The sequence below is a fragment of the Peijinzhouia sedimentorum genome, from assembly GCF_049340005.1.
Taxonomy (GTDB): Bacteria; Bacteroidota; Bacteroidia; order Cytophagales; family Cyclobacteriaceae; genus CAXBDP01.
The window spans coordinates 1-15,998 of sequence record NZ_JBMPIY010000012.1 but is presented as its reverse complement, the minus strand read 5'-3'; the positions used below and the strand labels follow the sequence as shown (position 1 = coordinate 15,998).

Here is a 15,998-nt window from a genome sequence, read left to right as displayed (position 1 = left end):
TTTATTCTTCCTTAAATTGTTGGTTCCAATATTCAATAAAATCCAAAATTTCCTCCCGCCCTTGTTTCGTTTCGGACGAGGAAGCAAATTCCTGTGGCAATGCCTCCCAAGTGAGTTTTAGCTCTCTGTTGAACTTAGCAATAGCCATTTGCGACTTGTTTACAGTTTGCTTATCAATTTTTGTAAAAACGAGACAAATAGGAATTCCTTGTTTGCCCAGCCAATTGATAAACTCCATATCATTTTTTTGCGGATCTATTCGGCTATCTATTAGCACAAACACATAAACCAAATTTGGTCGGGATTCCAAATAAGTTTTGATCATTTTCTCCCAACTTGTTCTGTTTGTACGACTCGTCTTTGCGTAGCCATATCCTGGCAAATCCACAATGTACCAAGAGTTGTTTATCAGAAAGTGATTAATCAGCTGAGTTTTGCCAGGCGTACCAGAAGTCTTGGCCATAGCTTTACGGCCAACAAGCATATTTATGAGCGAGCTTTTGCCCACATTAGATCTACCAATAAAAGCATACTCTGGCATATTGGGCTCAGGGCACTTGGCCGGATCCGTATTACTCATCACAAATTCTGCTGAAACAATCCTTTCTTTTGCCATAGGACGACAAAATTATACCATATACACCAAGTAAAAAATCTATACCCATCATATTCCTGACAAATGGGTGCTGAAATGGATGGTTGGTGCTTTTGTTTGAAATTTATTTCTTGAAAAATGTAGAATCAGGGTTTTGGCTTTCCTGATTCCTCTATTTTAGAAAATTTTAGTATCTCTTTTCATTTTTCTCTAACTAAGCGGGAGGTAGGCGAGTTATTGATTAATATTGCACCAGAATTAGAAATCATGACAGTAGTACCATACAAAGACAGGGGAGAAGGGAAGAAGAAACAAGTGGCGGATATGTTTGACAGCATCAGCCCGAAATATGATTTACTCAATCATGTTTTGAGTTTGGGTATCGATATTCGCTGGAGGAAGAAGGCCATTAAGCAATTGAAGGAATTGCAGCCAAAAATGATACTTGATGTAGCTACTGGAACAGGTGATTTTGCATTGGAAGCACTTGTCCTCAATCCAGATAAAATCATTGGCGTGGATATTTCGGAAGGGATGCTTGATGTAGGCAAGAAGAAAATGATCCAAAAAGGACTTGCAGATAAAATCCAACTGCAAACGGGTGATTCCGAAGACTTGCAATTCGATGACAATATGTTCGATGCAGTGATCGTTTCATTTGGGGTAAGAAATTTCGAAAACTTGAGAAAGGGCTTGGAAGGAATGTACCGAGTATTGAAGCCAGGTGGAAAAGTGGTAATACTTGAGTTTTCTAAACCAAAAGCATTTCCATTCAAACAGATTTATAATTTCTACTTTAAAAATATATTGCCGGGCATAGGTAAAGTCGTTTCGAAAGATAACTCGGCTTATACATATTTGCCAGAATCTGTGAGAGATTTTCCTGATGGAAAAAACTTCACTGATATACTTGATAATATTGGATACAAAAACACTGAATGCAAGCCATTAACTCTTGGAATAAGCTCAATTTACACAGGCATAAAATAATTTATGCTTTAGCTTTTTTATTATTCTTTGCAGGCTTTTCAGCTACAGCTCAGAAGAAAAAATGGATCGAAGAAAACCTGCCAGGATACGATAAGCAAAAGTATCATTATGGCTTTTCATTGGCGGTTCATTCTAGTTTTAATAATATCATTTATAATAATGAATTTGATAGTGTAGCCAACTTATCGGCTATCCTCCCGCAATCCTCACCAGGTTTTTCTATAGGTTTCCTAATAAATGCTCGATTGAGTGATTATTGGGATTTTCGATTTCATCCAAATATTGCCTTTTACGAAACCCGACTCAATTATCACTATGCAGGCGCACAAGGTAGCGAGGGAAGTGTGAGGGAGGAATTGATAGAAGGTACACGCATCGAATTTCCTCTTTTGCTAAAATGGAAATCGTCTCGGCATGGCAACCATCGCATGTATCTGATTGGTGGGGTGAAACCAATATTGGAAGGCGGCAAACGCAAGGATGAAGATTCTACTCAAGATCGTGTAGAGTTATTGAGGTCAGATTTGGCTGTAGATATCGGGTTCGGTTCAGAAATTTATTTTTCCTTTTTCAAGTTCTCACCCGAATTGAGATTTTCATACGGTTTGTCTAATTTGCTTGCCAGTCGGGATAATGACCTCACCCGAGGCCTCGATAGAGTAACGTATAATAGTGTGACCCTTTACTTAAATTTCCAATAATGAGTCGAAAAATTGCCCTTGTAACCGGTGCTACATCTGGAATCGGAAAAGCTACTGCATTATTATTAGCTGAAAATGGTTTTGACATAATCGCATGCGGTCGTAGAGAAGAGAGACTTGCCGCATTGAAGGAGGAATTAAATGGAAAATGCGGATTTTTCTCACTATCATTTGATGTGCGAGATAAGGAAGCGGTGGCCAAGGAAATTGGCTCATTGCCGGAAAGATGGAGTAAAATAGATTTGCTAGTAAATAATGCGGGCAATGCACATGGACTCGCACCCATCCAAGATGGTGATTTGGAAGATTGGGATGCCATGATCGATATCAATGTGAAGGGCTTATTGTATGTTTCCAAAGCAGTGATTCCCGGTATGGTAGCACGTGGAGTAGGGCAGGTGATCAATATTGGATCTATTGCAGGCAAAGAAGTATATCCAAATGGCAATGTCTATTGCGCTAGCAAATTTGCTGTGGATGCTTTGACTGCTGGTATGCGTCGCGACTTGTATGATAAAGGCATCCGAGTAAGCCAAGTTTGCCCTGGAATGGTGGAGACAGAATTTGGTTTAGTCCGTTTCAAAGGCGATGAAGAAAGAGCTGCTTCAATTTACAAAGGCTATCAGCCACTTACAGCTGAAGATGTTGCCGATGCTATTTGCTATATGGCAACAAGACCTGCTCATGTAAATGTTGCCGATATGTTGTTATTGTCCAGCGATCAGGCTGCTTCTACTATGATTAATAAGAAGTGAGATTAGCAGGAAATTCCTAATTTTTGAATTTCAATAGTGTTTCGCTATCGATTTCGTGGGCACCATCAAACACCATTTCTTTTGTTTGCACACCTAGCTTGCTGGTAATATCTCTCAGCTCATTCATTTTCTGTTCGCTTAGATAAGGATCATTCTGGCCATACACGAAAGTAATTTCAGTATCCTTCAATTTTTGCTCGCTTAGTTCGAATGGTAAGTCTGGTGGGAAGATTCCCGCCCAGAGAATCAATCTATCAAAATGGTTTTTGCCATGCATCAGCCATCTACTGGCAGTTGCACTTCCTTGACTAAATCCCAGTAAAGTAATTCGTGCATTTGGGCAATGGTTTATCACTTCTTGATATACCGTATCGAGATAGGTCACATAATTGTGAATGTCTGTAAGGCGTTCTTCTTTGGTCATCCAAGTGGCACCAACCCTCCCGCTAAATCCATCCAAGTAATATCTTGACAAGCCTTCGGGAGCAACCACAATCGTTTCACTATCAAACAAGCCTTCGAATTTTTTTAGAAAATAATAAGCTAACATTCCATGCCCATGACATACAAAATATACATTTTTGATATGCTCACTTGGCTCATTCGATTGGAAATATCTTGCCCTAAAATTTACTAAAATATCCTTTTGCATTATTTCAAATTTGCATGACTAAATTTCAATGGGAGTAAACTGCCTGCATTTTTTACGATGTTCACTTCGCCATTTCCAGCCTCCATTATTACTGTGATATCCTCTTGATGCAAATCTTCATATTCGCACATCACTTGTCGGCAGCTTCCGCAAGGTGTCACAGCTTCAAAATGCTCATTTCCAGCCTTACGAGCCGTTATAGCAATAGCCCTTACTTTGATGCCAGGATGCTGAGTAGCTGCAGCAAATAATGCCACACGCTCGGCACACAATCCCGTAGGATAAGAAGAGTTTTCTTGATTGCTTCCAGGAACGATTATATCATTTTGCAACAATACCGCTGCACCTACTTCGTATCGAGAATATGGAGAATATGAATGAGAAGCTGCATTTCGGGCTTCTAATAGCAAGTTGGTATATATTTTTGGAAGGTCTTCAATTGATTGATAATGAATCACTTCAATTTCTAGTTTCTTTGTTTGGCTCATAAAATTTAATAAACAGGGTAACAATATACATAAATAATGGACTTAAGGTTTTGGAAGGCAGAAAAAGGGCGTCTAATTTGGAGCATAATTTAGAAGCTATGAAGCAAATATTAGTATTAGGTGCAGGTAGGTCTTCCACTATTTTGATTGATTACTTGGCAGAGCAATGCGCTTCCCGAAATTGGAAATTGCGGGTGGGTGATGTCGATTTGCAATTGGCCGAGCAAAAAGTGAAAAATTATCAAACTGCTGAAGCCTTCCAATTCGATTTATTCGATCAACAAGGATTGGCCGATCATATAGCCAATAGCGATTTGGTGATTTCAATGGTTCCCGCTCATTTGCATATTAAAGTAGCTGAGGTCTGCGTGCAGATGGCAAAACATTTAATCACTGCTTCTTATGCTTCTGATGAGATCAAAGCCTTACATCAAAAGGCGAGTGAAAAGGATATTTTGATTTTGATGGAATGTGGTCTAGATCCGGGTATAGATCACATGTCCGCCATTAAAGTAATTGACGAAATACGCTCCAAAGGACATGAATTAAGAGCTTTTGAGAGTTTTACTGGCGGACTGCTAGCACCTTCCGATACGGATGATAATCCTTGGGAGTATCGTTTTACATGGAATCCGCGCAATGTGGTTCTGGCAGGGCAGGGGGTAGTCAAATTTATTCAAGAAGGGCTTTATAAGTTTATTCCTTACCATAAAGTATTTCGACGCACTGAGGTTGTTCATATTCCAGGTCATGGCTTTTTCGAAGGCTATGCTAATCGCGATTCACTCAAATATCGTAGCGTTTATGGTTTAGAAAATATAAGCACAATTTATCGCGGTACCTTCCGCAAAACTGGTTTTTGCAAAGCCTGGGATATTTTTGTGCAATTGGGCGCAACGGATGATAGCTACCAAATGGAAAACGTAGCCCAAATGTCGCATCGTCAGTTTATCAATAGCTTCCTTTCCTACAATCCACACGATTCTGTAGAGCTGAAATTGGCGCATTATCTCAACTTGGAGCTTGATGGTGCCGAAATGTATAAACTCCGCTGGGCGGGAATATTTGATGATACTTTGGTGGGATTAGATAAAGGCACGCCAGCGCAAATATTGGAGCACATTCTGAAAAAGAGATGGGCGCTAAGAGATGAGGATAAGGATATGATTGTGATGTGGCACAAATTCGAGTTTGTAGATGGCGGGAGGATACGGGAAATTCACTCCCACATGGTAAATATTGGCGATGATCAAGAGCGCACTGCCATGGCGCGGACAGTAGGTTTGCCATTGGGTATTGCAGCCATGATGGTGCTAGATGGAAAAATTAATCTTTCTGGAGTTCAACTGCCTATCAATAAGGAAATTTACAATCCGATATTGGCAGAGCTTAGCAAGTTTGGAATCCAATTTCACGAAACCGAAATCAAGAGAGATTAGGCTTATTAAAGATAAAAATCCTCCATTAGCTTTTTCATTTCGGCACTATAGTTACGCTCTTCATCCCGAATGGTAAGAGTCAGCTTTTGAGGATTGCTACTTGCATTGAATGCGTATTTTTGGATTACCCTAATCCAAGGTTTATGCTCATTTTCACGGATTTTCCATTCCAAATTTCTATACAAGCCATGCCCGACAGCTAACTGCTCAAATGCTATTGCTTGAACATAAGGCAGCAAAACCCAAAATTCACCGTCTGCTGAAAGGAGCTTTTTCACGCCCAGCAATAATTCAGCGAAGCTTAAAGTCGATTGGTGCATAGCTGCATTGGTTGCAGCATTTTTGCTTTTTAGGTAATTGGGATAAAATGGCGGATTACTGAAAATCAAGCCAAATGGAGATTGAGCACTGTCTTGAAATGCCTGTAAGCTTGTATGCAAAAGCGAGATGTCGGTATTCCATTTACTGGCCTCAATATTAGCTTTGGCTTGATTGTAGGCATTGCTATCTATTTCTAAGCTGGTTATTGGCTTGATTCCACCTTGCGCCACCATCAAAGTCAACAAACCCGTACCAGCGCCAATATCCAATCCAGTGACACCTTTAGCTGCAAACCTGCATAGCACCGCACCAAAAATACACGCATCCGTAGTCACCTTCATGGCTGTATCACCTTGCTGAATGCTGAATTGCTTGAAATGGAATACGGTGTTGGGCATTGCTGATTTTGGATACAGCTACAAAGTAAAGGTTAGATTTTTGAAATTGATAGGTATATTTAGAATTCAAATTAATATCCTTTTGAAATGGAACAAGACATTAGATGGGAGCAGCGTTTTTCAAATTTTGTAAAAGCATTACACAAACTTTCGCAAGCAGTTGAATACATCAAAAACAATCTGTTAGAAGATGACCATGAAGACGAGGGTTTAGATTATGTTTTGGATGAAATAATTAGAGAAGGATTAATTCAGCGTTTTGAATATACACATGAGCTCGCGTGGAATGTGATGAAAGATTATGCTGTATTTCAGGGTAACACAAGTATTGGAGGAAGTAGGGACGCAAGTCGAGAGGCCTTTCAACTAAAAATCATATCCAATGGCCAAGTTTGGATGGACATGATAGGCAGTAGAAACAAGACATCGCATACTTATAATGAAGAAGTTGCTAATGAGATTTTTGTTAAAATAATGAAAGAGTATTATCCTGCTTTTTTAGAATTTCATCAGATTATGGAATCCAAGAAAAGTAATGAGCAAGGAAAATTACAATAGAATGGAAAAATCAGGATTGACTAAGGAAGAGGTGAACTGTATTAATAATGTATTCGCAAAATATCCACAAATAGAGAGCGTCTTGATTTATGGTTCTAGAGCTATGGGTAATTACAAACCTGCTTCCGATATTGATCTGTCGCTTATTGGAAAGAATATTGACTTGAGTTTACTAACTAAAATTGAGTTTGATTTAGATGATTTGTTGTTACCCTACAAATTCGATATTTCCATTTACCATAAAATATCAAACTCTGAATTTCTTGATCATATAATGAGGATAGGTAAGGTGTTTTATAAGAGAGAAGCTAATTCTGCTTTATAAATAGCGTTTTTATGGTCAATTGATTTAGGCTTTTGTAATAAAATATTTTAATCCGGCTAATCCCTGCCCTCCAAGGCGGGTGTGATTCAGACAATTGCGGAGGATGGGGGTTTTCCCTCGTTCTCGTTTATCGGATTACAAATCCTCTTTATCTGTAGTACGACATTGCAAATGTCGAACAGTTGGCAAATGCGGTGAAGATAGATGATTCAAAAAGCAGAGAATATTGAAGAGTTGTCGTTGGAGTTGGAGAGCAGTTGATTTAGGTCTAATTCTATTTTTGGATGGTTGAGGCGGGAGGATGATTTGTGCCTCTCGATTATCTATGGATATTTCGCTCCTCTGGAGCCTGAAATCATAGTCCATCAAAAAAATCATCTCTAATCCCTGCCCTTCGAGGTGGGATAGTTCAGACAATTGCGGTGAAGCCTGATACAAAATTCTGAGAATATATAAATTCTGCAAATTCTTACCTCGGCAAGCAGGCTGATTCAGACAATTGCGGAGGATGTGGGTTTTCCCTCATTATCTCAACTGGCGCGCTTTTGTAAAGCGTTCCGATCTATTTTCCTTTCTACACAATCGATGCAATTAACTTAATAAAACTTTCTCCTTTTATCGTTTCCATTGACTTCAGGATTGCAAATCCTTAATTTAAAGTAGCCCGCCTTACAAAAGCGCGGTAGGAGGTTTATCGGAAACGGAATCTCTTGAATAAGAATTAGAGTCTTAATTGGCAATGGAATATAGCAACTCGTAGGATTATACTGGGTAAGGACTTTTTTGAAAATGATTAATTTGGAGAGGAATCACGAGTTAAAAACTCGCGCCAGCTGGGGCCAGCTCCTCTCCTATCAGGTCAGCAATGAGTGCATTAGTACCTTGTCCAGCTCCACGGAATTTTATAACGTACAAAAAACCGTCATCTGCCTCGACAATGGCAGGCATGGAACCGCCCTCGCGCAATGGTGTGACATAACGCGTTACGTTAACAGTTCTAAGTTCTTTTTTCTGCGTACTCATTGTATTCTCTTATAATCTCAAGCTGGATGGAAATTTAGCTAATTTTTGTTCCAATGCCATTTTCAATTGCTTACCATAAATAATCAAAATAGATTGCCATTCGTGATGGGCCATTTTTTATCTTCACCCTTCCTTAATTCTCTATAGAAAGGAATATGCTTTTAGAAACTTGATACTGTTAACAAAGATGCATTTTAAGCTGAAAAGCTTTAACATAGCATTTCATACTCAAACAAAATTTTTAGTATATGCCTGATGGAAGGAATAGAAACGATGTTAAAATAGGGCGGGAGGTAGAAATTGTTCAAAAGCAAGATCAGAGAACGGGAGACTTAACCAATGGATTCGTGAAGAAAATCCTCACTAAATCTACTTTTCATCCTCACGGTATCAAAGTAATGTTGGAAACCGGTGAAGTTGGCAGGGTAAAAGAAATTCTGGAGGAGTAGCTTTGTGGGGGCAAGGCCTCCATTTTTGTTTTAGCCATTACGTAATGACTTATCTTGATTTAAAAATGGTTGTTTTGCGTAGCGAGCTTAAAGTATAGGATATACAAAACTTAGCGAAATGTTATTTAATTCCACTTCCAGCATCTCTGATAATTGAAGGCTTTATTATAGGTCTGTAAAAATATTCAATTGAGGAAAAGCATAGTTGTTACCTCCCGCTTTTGAGCAAAAATGATTTATGTACCCAGCTCCAAATAATCTTCACCTGAAATTACAGGTTCTAAATTTTTCAAATCCGCTTCATTAAAAAGTGTAGATTTAATTACAAATCTCAATCCCATAGGTATTTCTAATGAAAAACTTGAACCTCTTCCTTCTGTGATATCCAAGGTCAATTGTGTGTGTTTCCAATATTCAAACTGATCAAGATTCATAAAAAAGTCACACCCATGAACGTTGCCAATCCATACATCGCTGCCTCCAACTTTAAAATCTCCTTTTTCAAAACACATTGGTTGGCTGCCATCGCAGCATCCACCACTTTGATGAAACATCAACTCGCCGAACCGACCTCTTAATTCATCAATTACCTTTTCTGCTTTTTTAGTTACCAATACTCTTTTTACCATAAATGCATATTTTTAAGAAAAGGAGCCATTCCTTTCGAACGGCTCCTATATTTTGACAACTGTCTAAAAGAATCCTAGTTTCTCTTTGCTGTAAGAAATCAACATATTTTTAGTATTTCGGTAGTAATTGAGCATCATCTTATGATTTTCTCTACCAAATCCTGATTTCTTATAACCTCCAAAAGGCGCATGAGCTGGATATGCATGGTAGCAATTTACCCATACCCTACCTGCTTGTATTGCTCGTGGCATTTGATAAATTTCATGTGCATCACGAGTCCATAAACCTGCACCTAAACCATAGAGTGTATCATTAGCAATAGCAATGGCTTCATCAGCATCTTTGAAAGTAGTGACTGAAGTTACCGGACCAAATATTTCCTCTTGGAACACTCTCATTTTATTATGGCCTTTTAGAATAGTGGGCTGGATATAATAGCCATTTCCTAATTCTCCATCGAGAGAAGCAGCGGCACCACCACAAAGCACTTCTGCTCCTTCTTGCTTTCCTATGTCGAGATAGGACAATATCTTTTCAAACTGATCATTAGATGCTTGTGCTCCCATCATGGTATCTGCCGCTAATGGATGACCCATTTTAATAGCTTTAGTACGCGCTACTACACGCTCCATAAATTTGTCATAGATATCCTCATGAACCAATATTCTAGATGGACAAGTACACACTTCCCCTTGATTTAAGGCAAACATTACTGCACCTTCAACGCATTTATCAAAAAATGCATCATCAGCATCAGCAATACTCTTCATGAAAATATTTGGCGACTTACCTCCTAGCTCCATTGTTACTGGTATTAGATTTTCACTTGCATATTGCATGATTAATCTTCCTGTGGTTGTTTCTCCAGTAAAGGCAACTTTAGCAACTCTAGGTGATTGTGCCAATGGTTTGCCTGCTTCTAAGCCAAAGCCAGTTACCACATTTAACACCCCTGGAGGAACGATATCACCTATCAATTCCATTAGCACCATGATACTTGTAGGCGTTTGCTCTGCTGGCTTCACTACTGTGGTACAGCCTGCAGCAAGCGCTGGAGCAATTTTCCATGTAGCCATAAGCAAAGGAAAGTTCCAAGGAATAATTTGCCCAACAACACCCAATGGTTCTTGCAGATTGATACTAACAGTATGTTCATCATGCTCAGAAATACTACTTTCGTCGCTACGAATTACGCCGGCAAAATAGCGGAAATGATCAACACAAAGCGGGAGGTCGGCAGCCATTGTTTCTCTTAAAGCCTTACCGTTATCCACAGTCTCTACTCGAGCGAGCAATTCTAAATTGCTTTCGATGGCATCTGCAATATCAAGCAACACCTTACTCCTCTTTGCTGCACTGGCTTTCGACCAAGTTTTAAAAGCTTCATGAGCTGCATCCAAGGCTAAATTGATATCCTCTTTATTCCCTCTAGCAGCTTTTGTAAAAGCCTTACCATCGATAGGTGAGATATTATCAAAGTATTCGCCAGAGGATGGAGCTACCCATTTGCCACCAATGTAATGATCATACTTTTCTTTAAAATCCGGACGAGCAATTCCATGAGCTCCGTCCTGTTGCGTGTCTTTTGACATAATTGTTAATTTTGATTTATGGTTAAATAACCATATAAAAATTATCGAAAACTTAACCTAGCGTATCAATTGATATACCTATTGTATAAATAACCAAACAATACTAAATTTAGGTTTAATATCTATTCATGCAAGGCTCTTTCAAATTAAACCATATCCCAATAAGTGCTACAAATACGCTATCTACTCTTGTGGAAAATAGAACAGCTTACACATTAGAAAACTGTGAGCTTAATGTATTTGAAACACACCAAAAAGCGGAAAAAGTAGATCTAGTATTTAATGACCTAGTGCTAACAAGCATGATTCGCGGTAAGAAAGTAATGCACCTCAACGGGTCTGAAGGATTTGACTATTTGCCAGGAGAATCTGTAATTGTACCACCTAATGAAGTTATGCGAATTGATTTCCCTGAAGCAGATGAAAAGTCTCCAACGCAATGCATAGCTCTTGCCATTTCTAATGATCAAATAAGAAGAACTCTAGATTTATTAAATGAACGTTATCCAAAAGTAGGTGAAAACGAACATTGGGAAATAAATAAAAGCATGTTCCATTTAAACAATAACTTAGAGCTTGCCGAAATTATTAATCGCTTTGTACGAATTAGTCTAAAGGACAACAGCCAAGAAAAGGATTTAATCGCCAATTTAGCATTAAGAGAGTTACTTATCCGATTGATGCAAACGCAGGCTAGGAATTTTTTAGAAGCAAACTTTAGAATACTGGCTCCTAGCAATCGATTTGCTTTTATCATTGAGTATATAAAAAATAATATTAGAGAGAAGATTGAAGTTGACCATTTGAGCAACTTAGCTTGTATGAGCAGAGCTTCATTTTTTAGAAGTTTCAAACAAGAATTTGGTGTATCTCCAAACGAATATATTTTAATAGAAAGATTAAACCTTGCAAAGAAATATCTAGCAGACCCTGATAATCAAGTGACTCAGGTCTGCTATATGGCTGGGTTTAATAGTCTCAATTACTTCATCCGTGTGTTTAAAAAAGAAATAGGCCAAACGCCAAAACGTTATCAACAACGCCAAGCTCAAAGTAATTATTAAGCTTATATAGCTAAATATCCTTCCGCAAATTTCATCCTCTTTAATGTATCTACTTTATTAAGGAAGAAATAGAACGGAGGTGTTTTTCAATTCAATAAGTAAGTTGGACTAACGTTTTAGGGCTTGGCGAAGGTGGGAATTAAAAAGTACCAGAGTTCAAATTTAGCACAAAAGCTAATAGAAAGCACAAATGTTCAATTTAGAACTAAAGCACCACTATTGCCAAACCCATGTTAGGTGCCGTTCATTGTGTTAGTTTATCAAAGATTATTTTTTTTAAATAATTCCATTGTTCTGTATTTGCAAGAGGTATTAAAATAGTCGAATGTTCACTTATTTTGAAGTGTCTATGAGCAATTTCCGACAATTCAGATTTAGGATAAAACATTATTATAAATTCTGAGATAAACAGTAAATAGCATTCAGGTGAATTTTGATATGCAATTAACATCCCAACATTTTCTATATTGTATTCCTTTGGTTTTATTAAACATGTAATTGCATCAAATTCTGTAATAGAAAGAAATGAATGATTAAGCATTTCTTTTTGGCTTAGTTTCAAATTTGTGTCTAATAAAAGCCTTAATTGTTCTTCAACATTCTCTGGTAGTTTATAGTCCTTAAACATTTCAAGTTCAGATATTGAACTTCTCCAAATGAGAGAATAGATAAATATTGTAAATAAGTCTGGTCTTAAATTACATCTTAAAAATTCTTGCGTTTCTATTTTGTCAAGTTGAAATTTAAGTGGATACTTTTGAAATTCGAATAACTCATTTAAGCTTCGAGAAAAATATGTTTCAATAATTTCAAGTCTTTTTTCACACGATTTACATAATATAAAATCTTCTTTTGGTGTGTCTTGTTTCTTTATGAAGTTTTTGGTAATTCTCGAATACTGTATACTATGCCTGTTTGGCAAACTTTCAAAAAGTCTCTTCCCTAAAAATTTAGAAATAATATGTGAATTTGGTTTATCAGCTTCTCTGTTTAAACATAATTTACATTTCTTCATTTTTTGTATGTTGTTTGGGAATGGCACCTAACGGCAAGTATAAGCGTAGTGCGGGTTTTTGAAGACGAAGTTTTCATTTTATCCAAAATTTTATTACTTGACGAATTGTTCGATTTAGCAATAAATCCCGCATTACGCTTATACAATGTTAGCAGCTTTATTTATTCAGATTAAGGTTTTTCATTTCTCCGTTTGGTGTTATTAAAATATATTCTTTCTCATTTGTTGTCGGTTTCTTTTCACGATTAACCACTAATTTTATTTCATACATTACTTGAATTACTGGTTCAAGAATTGTAGGATTAATAACAAAATCAAATTCTTTATCAATTATTGGTTGGTAATATAAAGTTGTCGCTTTATCGGCATTGTTCACATTAGCAGACTTTTTAAGATTAAGAGAAGAGCTATTATATGATTCGTAGGATTTATACATTTCTACTGGTAGCATCATTTTAAATCCATCAATAATTCTTTTTTCGTTCGTTGCAAAAGATGCTCCTAAAATGGCTTCATAATTTTTAATCTTTTCTTGTAAAGCTATTTTTGCCTTATTCGTCAGTTCCTTTTTAATATTTTCAATTGTGGACGAGAAGTAATCAACTCTCACCAAGTCATATATTTCTTGATTTGAAAGAATACTAATAAAATCATTTAATTGATTTGGGTCGGAATATTTAATATGGATATTCTTTTTAAGTTCAAAACCTTTTGGTATTTCATTATAGCTTTTCTTGCTAAATAATTTTTTCTCAACTTCATATTCATAAACAGGAACAAATGAAATCATATCGATATAGGTTTCTGTTCCTTTCTTGAGTTTGATTTGCGATTCAGCTTGGGATAATCTTTTATCAATTAGTTCATTTACTTCTTCAGTCGTTTTACCAACTTGTGTCACACTAAAAATGGCGACATAAGAATCTGCTTTTACGTTTGCCAAACCTTTAACACTTATAAATATGTCAGTTGTCGAAGGTGTACTTATATTAATATTTTGGTCTGGAAATCTGACCTGACTTTGGTAATTTATGTTTCCTGAAACTTGTCCAAATGTTATCTGACTTAAAAAAGACGCAAATATTACTGTAATTATTTTTCTCATTATATTTTTTTTGTTTTTATTGCTGCTAACGACCCGGCTAAGAAACGTAGGGGAGTTTGAAACACCGCCCTTTCAGTTTAGTACTTAGCCAAGCCAAATATTTTTATATTTATCTTTCTTTTTTCATTATCAAAATTCTGGTTTGGCGGACTTGATTAAAAGCTCTAAATTTTCAATTTACCACCAAAACCCCTATGTTTTTTTAGCCATTGTTACCCAACGTTTTTTCCGCAACCCAATTCTCAAAATTCCTCTTATATTCTTAAATTAACTCCTAATTGTATACCATAAGCATAAGGCTTATAGTCCTCTCCAAAATTTTTGTCACTATACATTGTTAACGCTGATTTAAAGAATCCTTCGACAAGAATACTCCAATTATCATTGAGATTTAAAATACCACCTATTTTTGGTTGTATTGCTAATCCACTTTTAAGTAGTGCATAATTTTGTGTTGGTATTTCGTAAATAAATTCATTTTCAACAAAGAGGCGGACTTTTCTTTCTGGATTTAAAATAAATCTATAACCTAAAGATAATCCGTAAAAGCTCCAACTTCGAACCGATTCAACGGTTACGAAGGTTATTCCGTCCCCAACATTCGATTGAGCTCTTTCCCAAAACCTGTAACTCGATGAACCAAAACCTATTTTCAAACTATTTTTACTATTAAAATCTCGATAAATACTCAAATTTACATTTGGTGAATTTCTAGGCTTTTGCTCTTCTGGAAAGCTGCCTTCAAGGCTTTGAAATAAGTTTACGGGTTGATTGTAATGTAAGGTTCTTGAAATACCCAAATTAAATTGAATGCTGTATTTGCTTTGCTCACTATCTTGACCGATTGCTATTTCAGCATTTGTAAATAGAATTAGTAATATTGAAATGTGTATATAATTTTTCATTTTCTTTGGTTTTAACCATTTTTAAGATGTTCATTTTAGATAAAGGTTGCGTCTGAGTTAAGCCCATCTGCATAAAAATTACATTCGAGTAAAGTCAATTCGTACAAGCCTTTTTCAATCCTATTTTTATCATAATTTTTTTTAATCTCGATAAACAGCCAGATTTTTTTAAATGTTGGGTAACGGACAAGTATATGCGTAGTTGCGGGATTTCAAGGCACTATCGTTTCAATTTTACACAAATGTTTGATACTTGCACAGAACTTCAATTTACCACAAAATCCCGCAATTATCGCATATACAATGTGTGTGCCCAGCATGGGCATCAGGTATCGAAGATACCAAATTATTCCAGAGGGTGAAAGTCCCTTGTGTGCGGGGGTAACGCCTCGAAGCACTAGCAAGTCGCAAGCTGGTTTGCCGCGAGGCATGCAGTGAAGGAAGCGAGACTGCAAACCTTGGTTCCAACGAACAGGAACTGGATACAGAGGCCTTTCAGGTCGGATGAGGTAGCACAGCATACTGACGTCCAAAGGCTGAGAAATCAGCAGGCACCTATCAGGTAGATCCAGTGGATATTGAGGGAAGGAATATGCTCTTACCTGGGGAGCTCTCGACTTGTACGTGTTACAAGATGAGAAGTCAGCAGAGGTCATAGTAGTTGACAGGAACGAGCCGATACCGAAGGGATACTATCGGAGGACTCACAAGTTAATGAAGGACCGAACATTGGATTTTGTCCAAATTCGATAAGGAGCAACTATTGTGGCAGCCTTATCTTAAGCGGACAGGGTAAACAGATTAAGATATGATAGAAAAAGTACTTAACCGTAAGAATCTTTACAGAGCCTACCGTCAGGTGGTGAGTAATAAAGGTTCTTCAGGAGTAGACGGCATGAGAGTTACCGAACTGTTCTCCTATTTGGAAAGCAACAGGGACAGGATTGCCACATCCATCCTGAACCATACGTATGTACCCAATCCTATCAAGGG

General features: G+C 37.3%; 17 protein-coding genes and 2 pseudogenes. 9 read left to right on the top strand and 10 right to left on the bottom strand.

The features are described 5' to 3' along the window. Position 1 precedes the first annotated feature (1 nt). Entirely contained in the window at positions 2-616 is a 615-nt protein-coding gene (yihA, locus tag ACOXY8_RS14080; RefSeq protein WP_458332246.1) for a ribosome biogenesis GTP-binding protein YihA/YsxC, read from the bottom strand. Positions 617-862: 246 nt separating this feature from the next. On the opposite strand from yihA, the gene ubiE reads away from it, so the two are divergent. The 3 genes from ubiE to ACOXY8_RS14065 are packed head-to-tail and all read left to right on the top strand — an operon-like array spanning position 863 to position 3,041. Further along, the gene (ubiE, locus tag ACOXY8_RS14075; protein WP_458332245.1) at positions 863-1,585 is read left to right on the top strand and encodes a bifunctional demethylmenaquinone methyltransferase/2-methoxy-6-polyprenyl-1,4-benzoquinol methylase UbiE; all 723 of its coding nucleotides are present in this window, start codon (positions 863-865) and stop codon (positions 1,583-1,585) included. After that, complete coding sequence (gene porT, locus ACOXY8_RS14070; RefSeq protein WP_458332244.1) at positions 1,534-2,286, top strand: type IX secretion/gliding motility protein PorT/SprT; 753 nt, start codon at positions 1,534-1,536, stop codon at positions 2,284-2,286. Before ubiE ends, porT begins: the two co-directional genes overlap by 52 nt. Beyond that, positions 2,286-3,041, top strand: a complete 756-nt coding sequence (locus ACOXY8_RS14065) for an SDR family NAD(P)-dependent oxidoreductase (protein ID WP_458332243.1) — start codon at positions 2,286-2,288, stop codon at positions 3,039-3,041. The genes porT and ACOXY8_RS14065 overlap by 1 nt, the downstream gene beginning before the upstream one ends. 16 nt (positions 3,042-3,057) lie before the next feature. On the opposite strand, the gene ACOXY8_RS14060 is transcribed toward ACOXY8_RS14065, so the two are convergent. Together ACOXY8_RS14060 and ACOXY8_RS14055 are read right to left on the bottom strand one after the other, a co-directional pair. Then, positions 3,058-3,693, bottom strand: a complete 636-nt coding sequence (locus ACOXY8_RS14060; protein WP_458332242.1) for an alpha/beta hydrolase — start codon at positions 3,691-3,693, stop codon at positions 3,058-3,060. Then, positions 3,693-4,181, bottom strand: a complete 489-nt coding sequence (locus ACOXY8_RS14055; protein WP_458332241.1) for a cytidine deaminase — start codon at positions 4,179-4,181, stop codon at positions 3,693-3,695. Before ACOXY8_RS14055 ends, ACOXY8_RS14060 begins: the two co-directional genes overlap by 1 nt. Before the next feature lie 98 nt (positions 4,182-4,279). Between ACOXY8_RS14055 and ACOXY8_RS14050 the strand changes: the two genes are divergently transcribed. Beyond that, complete coding sequence (locus ACOXY8_RS14050; RefSeq protein ID WP_458332240.1) at positions 4,280-5,620, top strand: saccharopine dehydrogenase family protein; 1,341 nt, start codon at positions 4,280-4,282, stop codon at positions 5,618-5,620. 5 nt (positions 5,621-5,625) lie between these two features. Here the strand turns inward: ACOXY8_RS14050 and ACOXY8_RS14045 are convergent, their stop codons facing one another. Further along, positions 5,626-6,339: a tRNA1(Val) (adenine(37)-N6)-methyltransferase gene (locus ACOXY8_RS14045; protein WP_458332239.1), complete on the bottom strand. Its 714-nt coding sequence runs from the start codon at positions 6,337-6,339 to the stop codon at positions 5,626-5,628. Between the two features lie 87 nt (positions 6,340-6,426). On the opposite strand from ACOXY8_RS14045, the gene ACOXY8_RS14040 reads away from it, so the two are divergent. Together ACOXY8_RS14040 and ACOXY8_RS14035 are read left to right on the top strand one after the other, a co-directional pair. Continuing rightward, positions 6,427-6,897 (top strand): nucleotidyltransferase substrate binding protein, encoded by a 471-nt coding sequence (locus tag ACOXY8_RS14040; protein ID WP_458332238.1) that lies wholly within the window; start codon positions 6,427-6,429, stop codon positions 6,895-6,897. A gap of 1 nt (position 6,898) precedes the next feature. After that, positions 6,899-7,222 carry a nucleotidyltransferase domain-containing protein gene (locus tag ACOXY8_RS14035; protein ID WP_458332237.1) on the top strand — a complete coding sequence of 108 codons (324 nt, stop codon included), beginning with the start codon at positions 6,899-6,901 and terminating at the stop codon, positions 7,220-7,222. Between the two features lie 831 nt (positions 7,223-8,053). Here ACOXY8_RS14035 and ACOXY8_RS14030 read toward each other — a convergent pair. Further along, positions 8,054-8,245: pseudogene (locus ACOXY8_RS14030) on the bottom strand (HipA family kinase); the annotation flags it as partial. Between the two features lie 248 nt (positions 8,246-8,493). On the opposite strand from ACOXY8_RS14030, the gene ACOXY8_RS14025 reads away from it, so the two are divergent. Next, positions 8,494-8,694 carry a YwbE family protein gene (locus ACOXY8_RS14025; RefSeq protein ID WP_458332236.1) on the top strand — a complete coding sequence of 67 codons (201 nt, stop codon included), beginning with the start codon at positions 8,494-8,496 and terminating at the stop codon, positions 8,692-8,694. Between the two features lie 236 nt (positions 8,695-8,930). On the opposite strand, the gene ACOXY8_RS14020 is transcribed toward ACOXY8_RS14025, so the two are convergent. Both ACOXY8_RS14020 and ACOXY8_RS14015 read right to left on the bottom strand, forming a co-directional pair. Further along, positions 8,931-9,323 (bottom strand): DUF779 domain-containing protein, encoded by a 393-nt coding sequence (locus ACOXY8_RS14020; RefSeq protein WP_458332235.1) that lies wholly within the window; start codon positions 9,321-9,323, stop codon positions 8,931-8,933. A gap of 63 nt (positions 9,324-9,386) precedes the next feature. Next, the gene (locus ACOXY8_RS14015; protein WP_458332234.1) at positions 9,387-10,916 is read right to left on the bottom strand and encodes an aldehyde dehydrogenase family protein; all 1,530 of its coding nucleotides are present in this window, start codon (positions 10,914-10,916) and stop codon (positions 9,387-9,389) included. Between the two features lie 128 nt (positions 10,917-11,044). Here ACOXY8_RS14015 and ACOXY8_RS14010 point away from each other — a divergent pair, with 128 nt between their 5' ends. Beyond that, on the top strand, positions 11,045-11,980 hold the full coding sequence (locus tag ACOXY8_RS14010) for an AraC family transcriptional regulator (RefSeq protein WP_458332233.1): 936 nt from the start codon (positions 11,045-11,047) through the stop codon (positions 11,978-11,980). Between the two features lie 244 nt (positions 11,981-12,224). On the opposite strand, the gene ACOXY8_RS14005 is transcribed toward ACOXY8_RS14010, so the two are convergent. The 3 genes from ACOXY8_RS14005 to ACOXY8_RS13995 all read right to left on the bottom strand — a co-directional run bounded on the left by ACOXY8_RS14005 (position 12,225) and on the right by ACOXY8_RS13995 (position 15,005). Continuing rightward, positions 12,225-12,995, bottom strand: a complete 771-nt coding sequence (locus ACOXY8_RS14005; protein ID WP_458332232.1) for a hypothetical protein — start codon at positions 12,993-12,995, stop codon at positions 12,225-12,227. 157 nt (positions 12,996-13,152) lie between these two features. Beyond that, positions 13,153-14,100: an SIMPL domain-containing protein gene (locus tag ACOXY8_RS14000; RefSeq protein ID WP_458332231.1), complete on the bottom strand. Its 948-nt coding sequence runs from the start codon at positions 14,098-14,100 to the stop codon at positions 13,153-13,155. Positions 14,101-14,354: 254 nt separating this feature from the next. Continuing rightward, the gene (locus tag ACOXY8_RS13995; RefSeq protein WP_014773446.1) at positions 14,355-15,005 is read right to left on the bottom strand and encodes a hypothetical protein; all 651 of its coding nucleotides are present in this window, start codon (positions 15,003-15,005) and stop codon (positions 14,355-14,357) included. Between the two features lie 808 nt (positions 15,006-15,813). Between ACOXY8_RS13995 and ACOXY8_RS13990 the strand changes: the two are divergent. Further along, positions 15,814-15,998, top strand: a pseudogene (locus ACOXY8_RS13990) (group II intron reverse transcriptase/maturase); the annotation flags it as partial.

Excerpts from the sequence above, each read along its gene's own strand:
- ACOXY8_RS14040 (WP_458332238.1), top strand. The coding sequence starts at position 6,427 with ATGGAACAAGACATTAGATGGGAGCAGCGTTTTTCAAATTTTGTAAAA.
- ACOXY8_RS14050 (WP_458332240.1), top strand. The coding sequence starts at position 4,280 with ATGAAGCAAATATTAGTATTAGGTGCAGGTAGGTCTTCCACTATTTTG.
- ACOXY8_RS14055 (WP_458332241.1), bottom strand. The coding sequence starts at position 4,181 with ATGAGCCAAACAAAGAAACTAGAAATTGAAGTGATTCATTATCAATCA.
- ACOXY8_RS14065 (WP_458332243.1), top strand. The coding sequence starts at position 2,286 with ATGAGTCGAAAAATTGCCCTTGTAACCGGTGCTACATCTGGAATCGGA.
- ACOXY8_RS14045 (WP_458332239.1), bottom strand. The coding sequence starts at position 6,339 with ATGCCCAACACCGTATTCCATTTCAAGCAATTCAGCATTCAGCAAGGT.
- ubiE (WP_458332245.1), top strand. The coding sequence starts at position 863 with ATGACAGTAGTACCATACAAAGACAGGGGAGAAGGGAAGAAGAAACAA.
- ACOXY8_RS14005 (WP_458332232.1), bottom strand. The coding sequence starts at position 12,995 with ATGAAGAAATGTAAATTATGTTTAAACAGAGAAGCTGATAAACCAAAT.
- ACOXY8_RS14015 (WP_458332234.1), bottom strand. The coding sequence starts at position 10,916 with ATGTCAAAAGACACGCAACAGGACGGAGCTCATGGAATTGCTCGTCCG.
- ACOXY8_RS14010 (WP_458332233.1), top strand. The coding sequence starts at position 11,045 with ATGCAAGGCTCTTTCAAATTAAACCATATCCCAATAAGTGCTACAAAT.
- porT (WP_458332244.1), top strand. The coding sequence starts at position 1,534 with ATGCAAGCCATTAACTCTTGGAATAAGCTCAATTTACACAGGCATAAA.
- ACOXY8_RS14020 (WP_458332235.1), bottom strand. The coding sequence starts at position 9,323 with ATGGTAAAAAGAGTATTGGTAACTAAAAAAGCAGAAAAGGTAATTGAT.
- ACOXY8_RS14025 (WP_458332236.1), top strand. The coding sequence starts at position 8,494 with ATGCCTGATGGAAGGAATAGAAACGATGTTAAAATAGGGCGGGAGGTA.
- ACOXY8_RS14060 (WP_458332242.1), bottom strand. The coding sequence starts at position 3,693 with ATGCAAAAGGATATTTTAGTAAATTTTAGGGCAAGATATTTCCAATCG.
- ACOXY8_RS14000 (WP_458332231.1), bottom strand. The coding sequence starts at position 14,100 with ATGAGAAAAATAATTACAGTAATATTTGCGTCTTTTTTAAGTCAGATA.
- ACOXY8_RS14035 (WP_458332237.1), top strand. The coding sequence starts at position 6,899 with ATGGAAAAATCAGGATTGACTAAGGAAGAGGTGAACTGTATTAATAAT.
- yihA (WP_458332246.1), bottom strand. The coding sequence starts at position 616 with ATGGCAAAAGAAAGGATTGTTTCAGCAGAATTTGTGATGAGTAATACG.
- ACOXY8_RS13995 (WP_014773446.1), bottom strand. The coding sequence starts at position 15,005 with ATGAAAAATTATATACACATTTCAATATTACTAATTCTATTTACAAAT.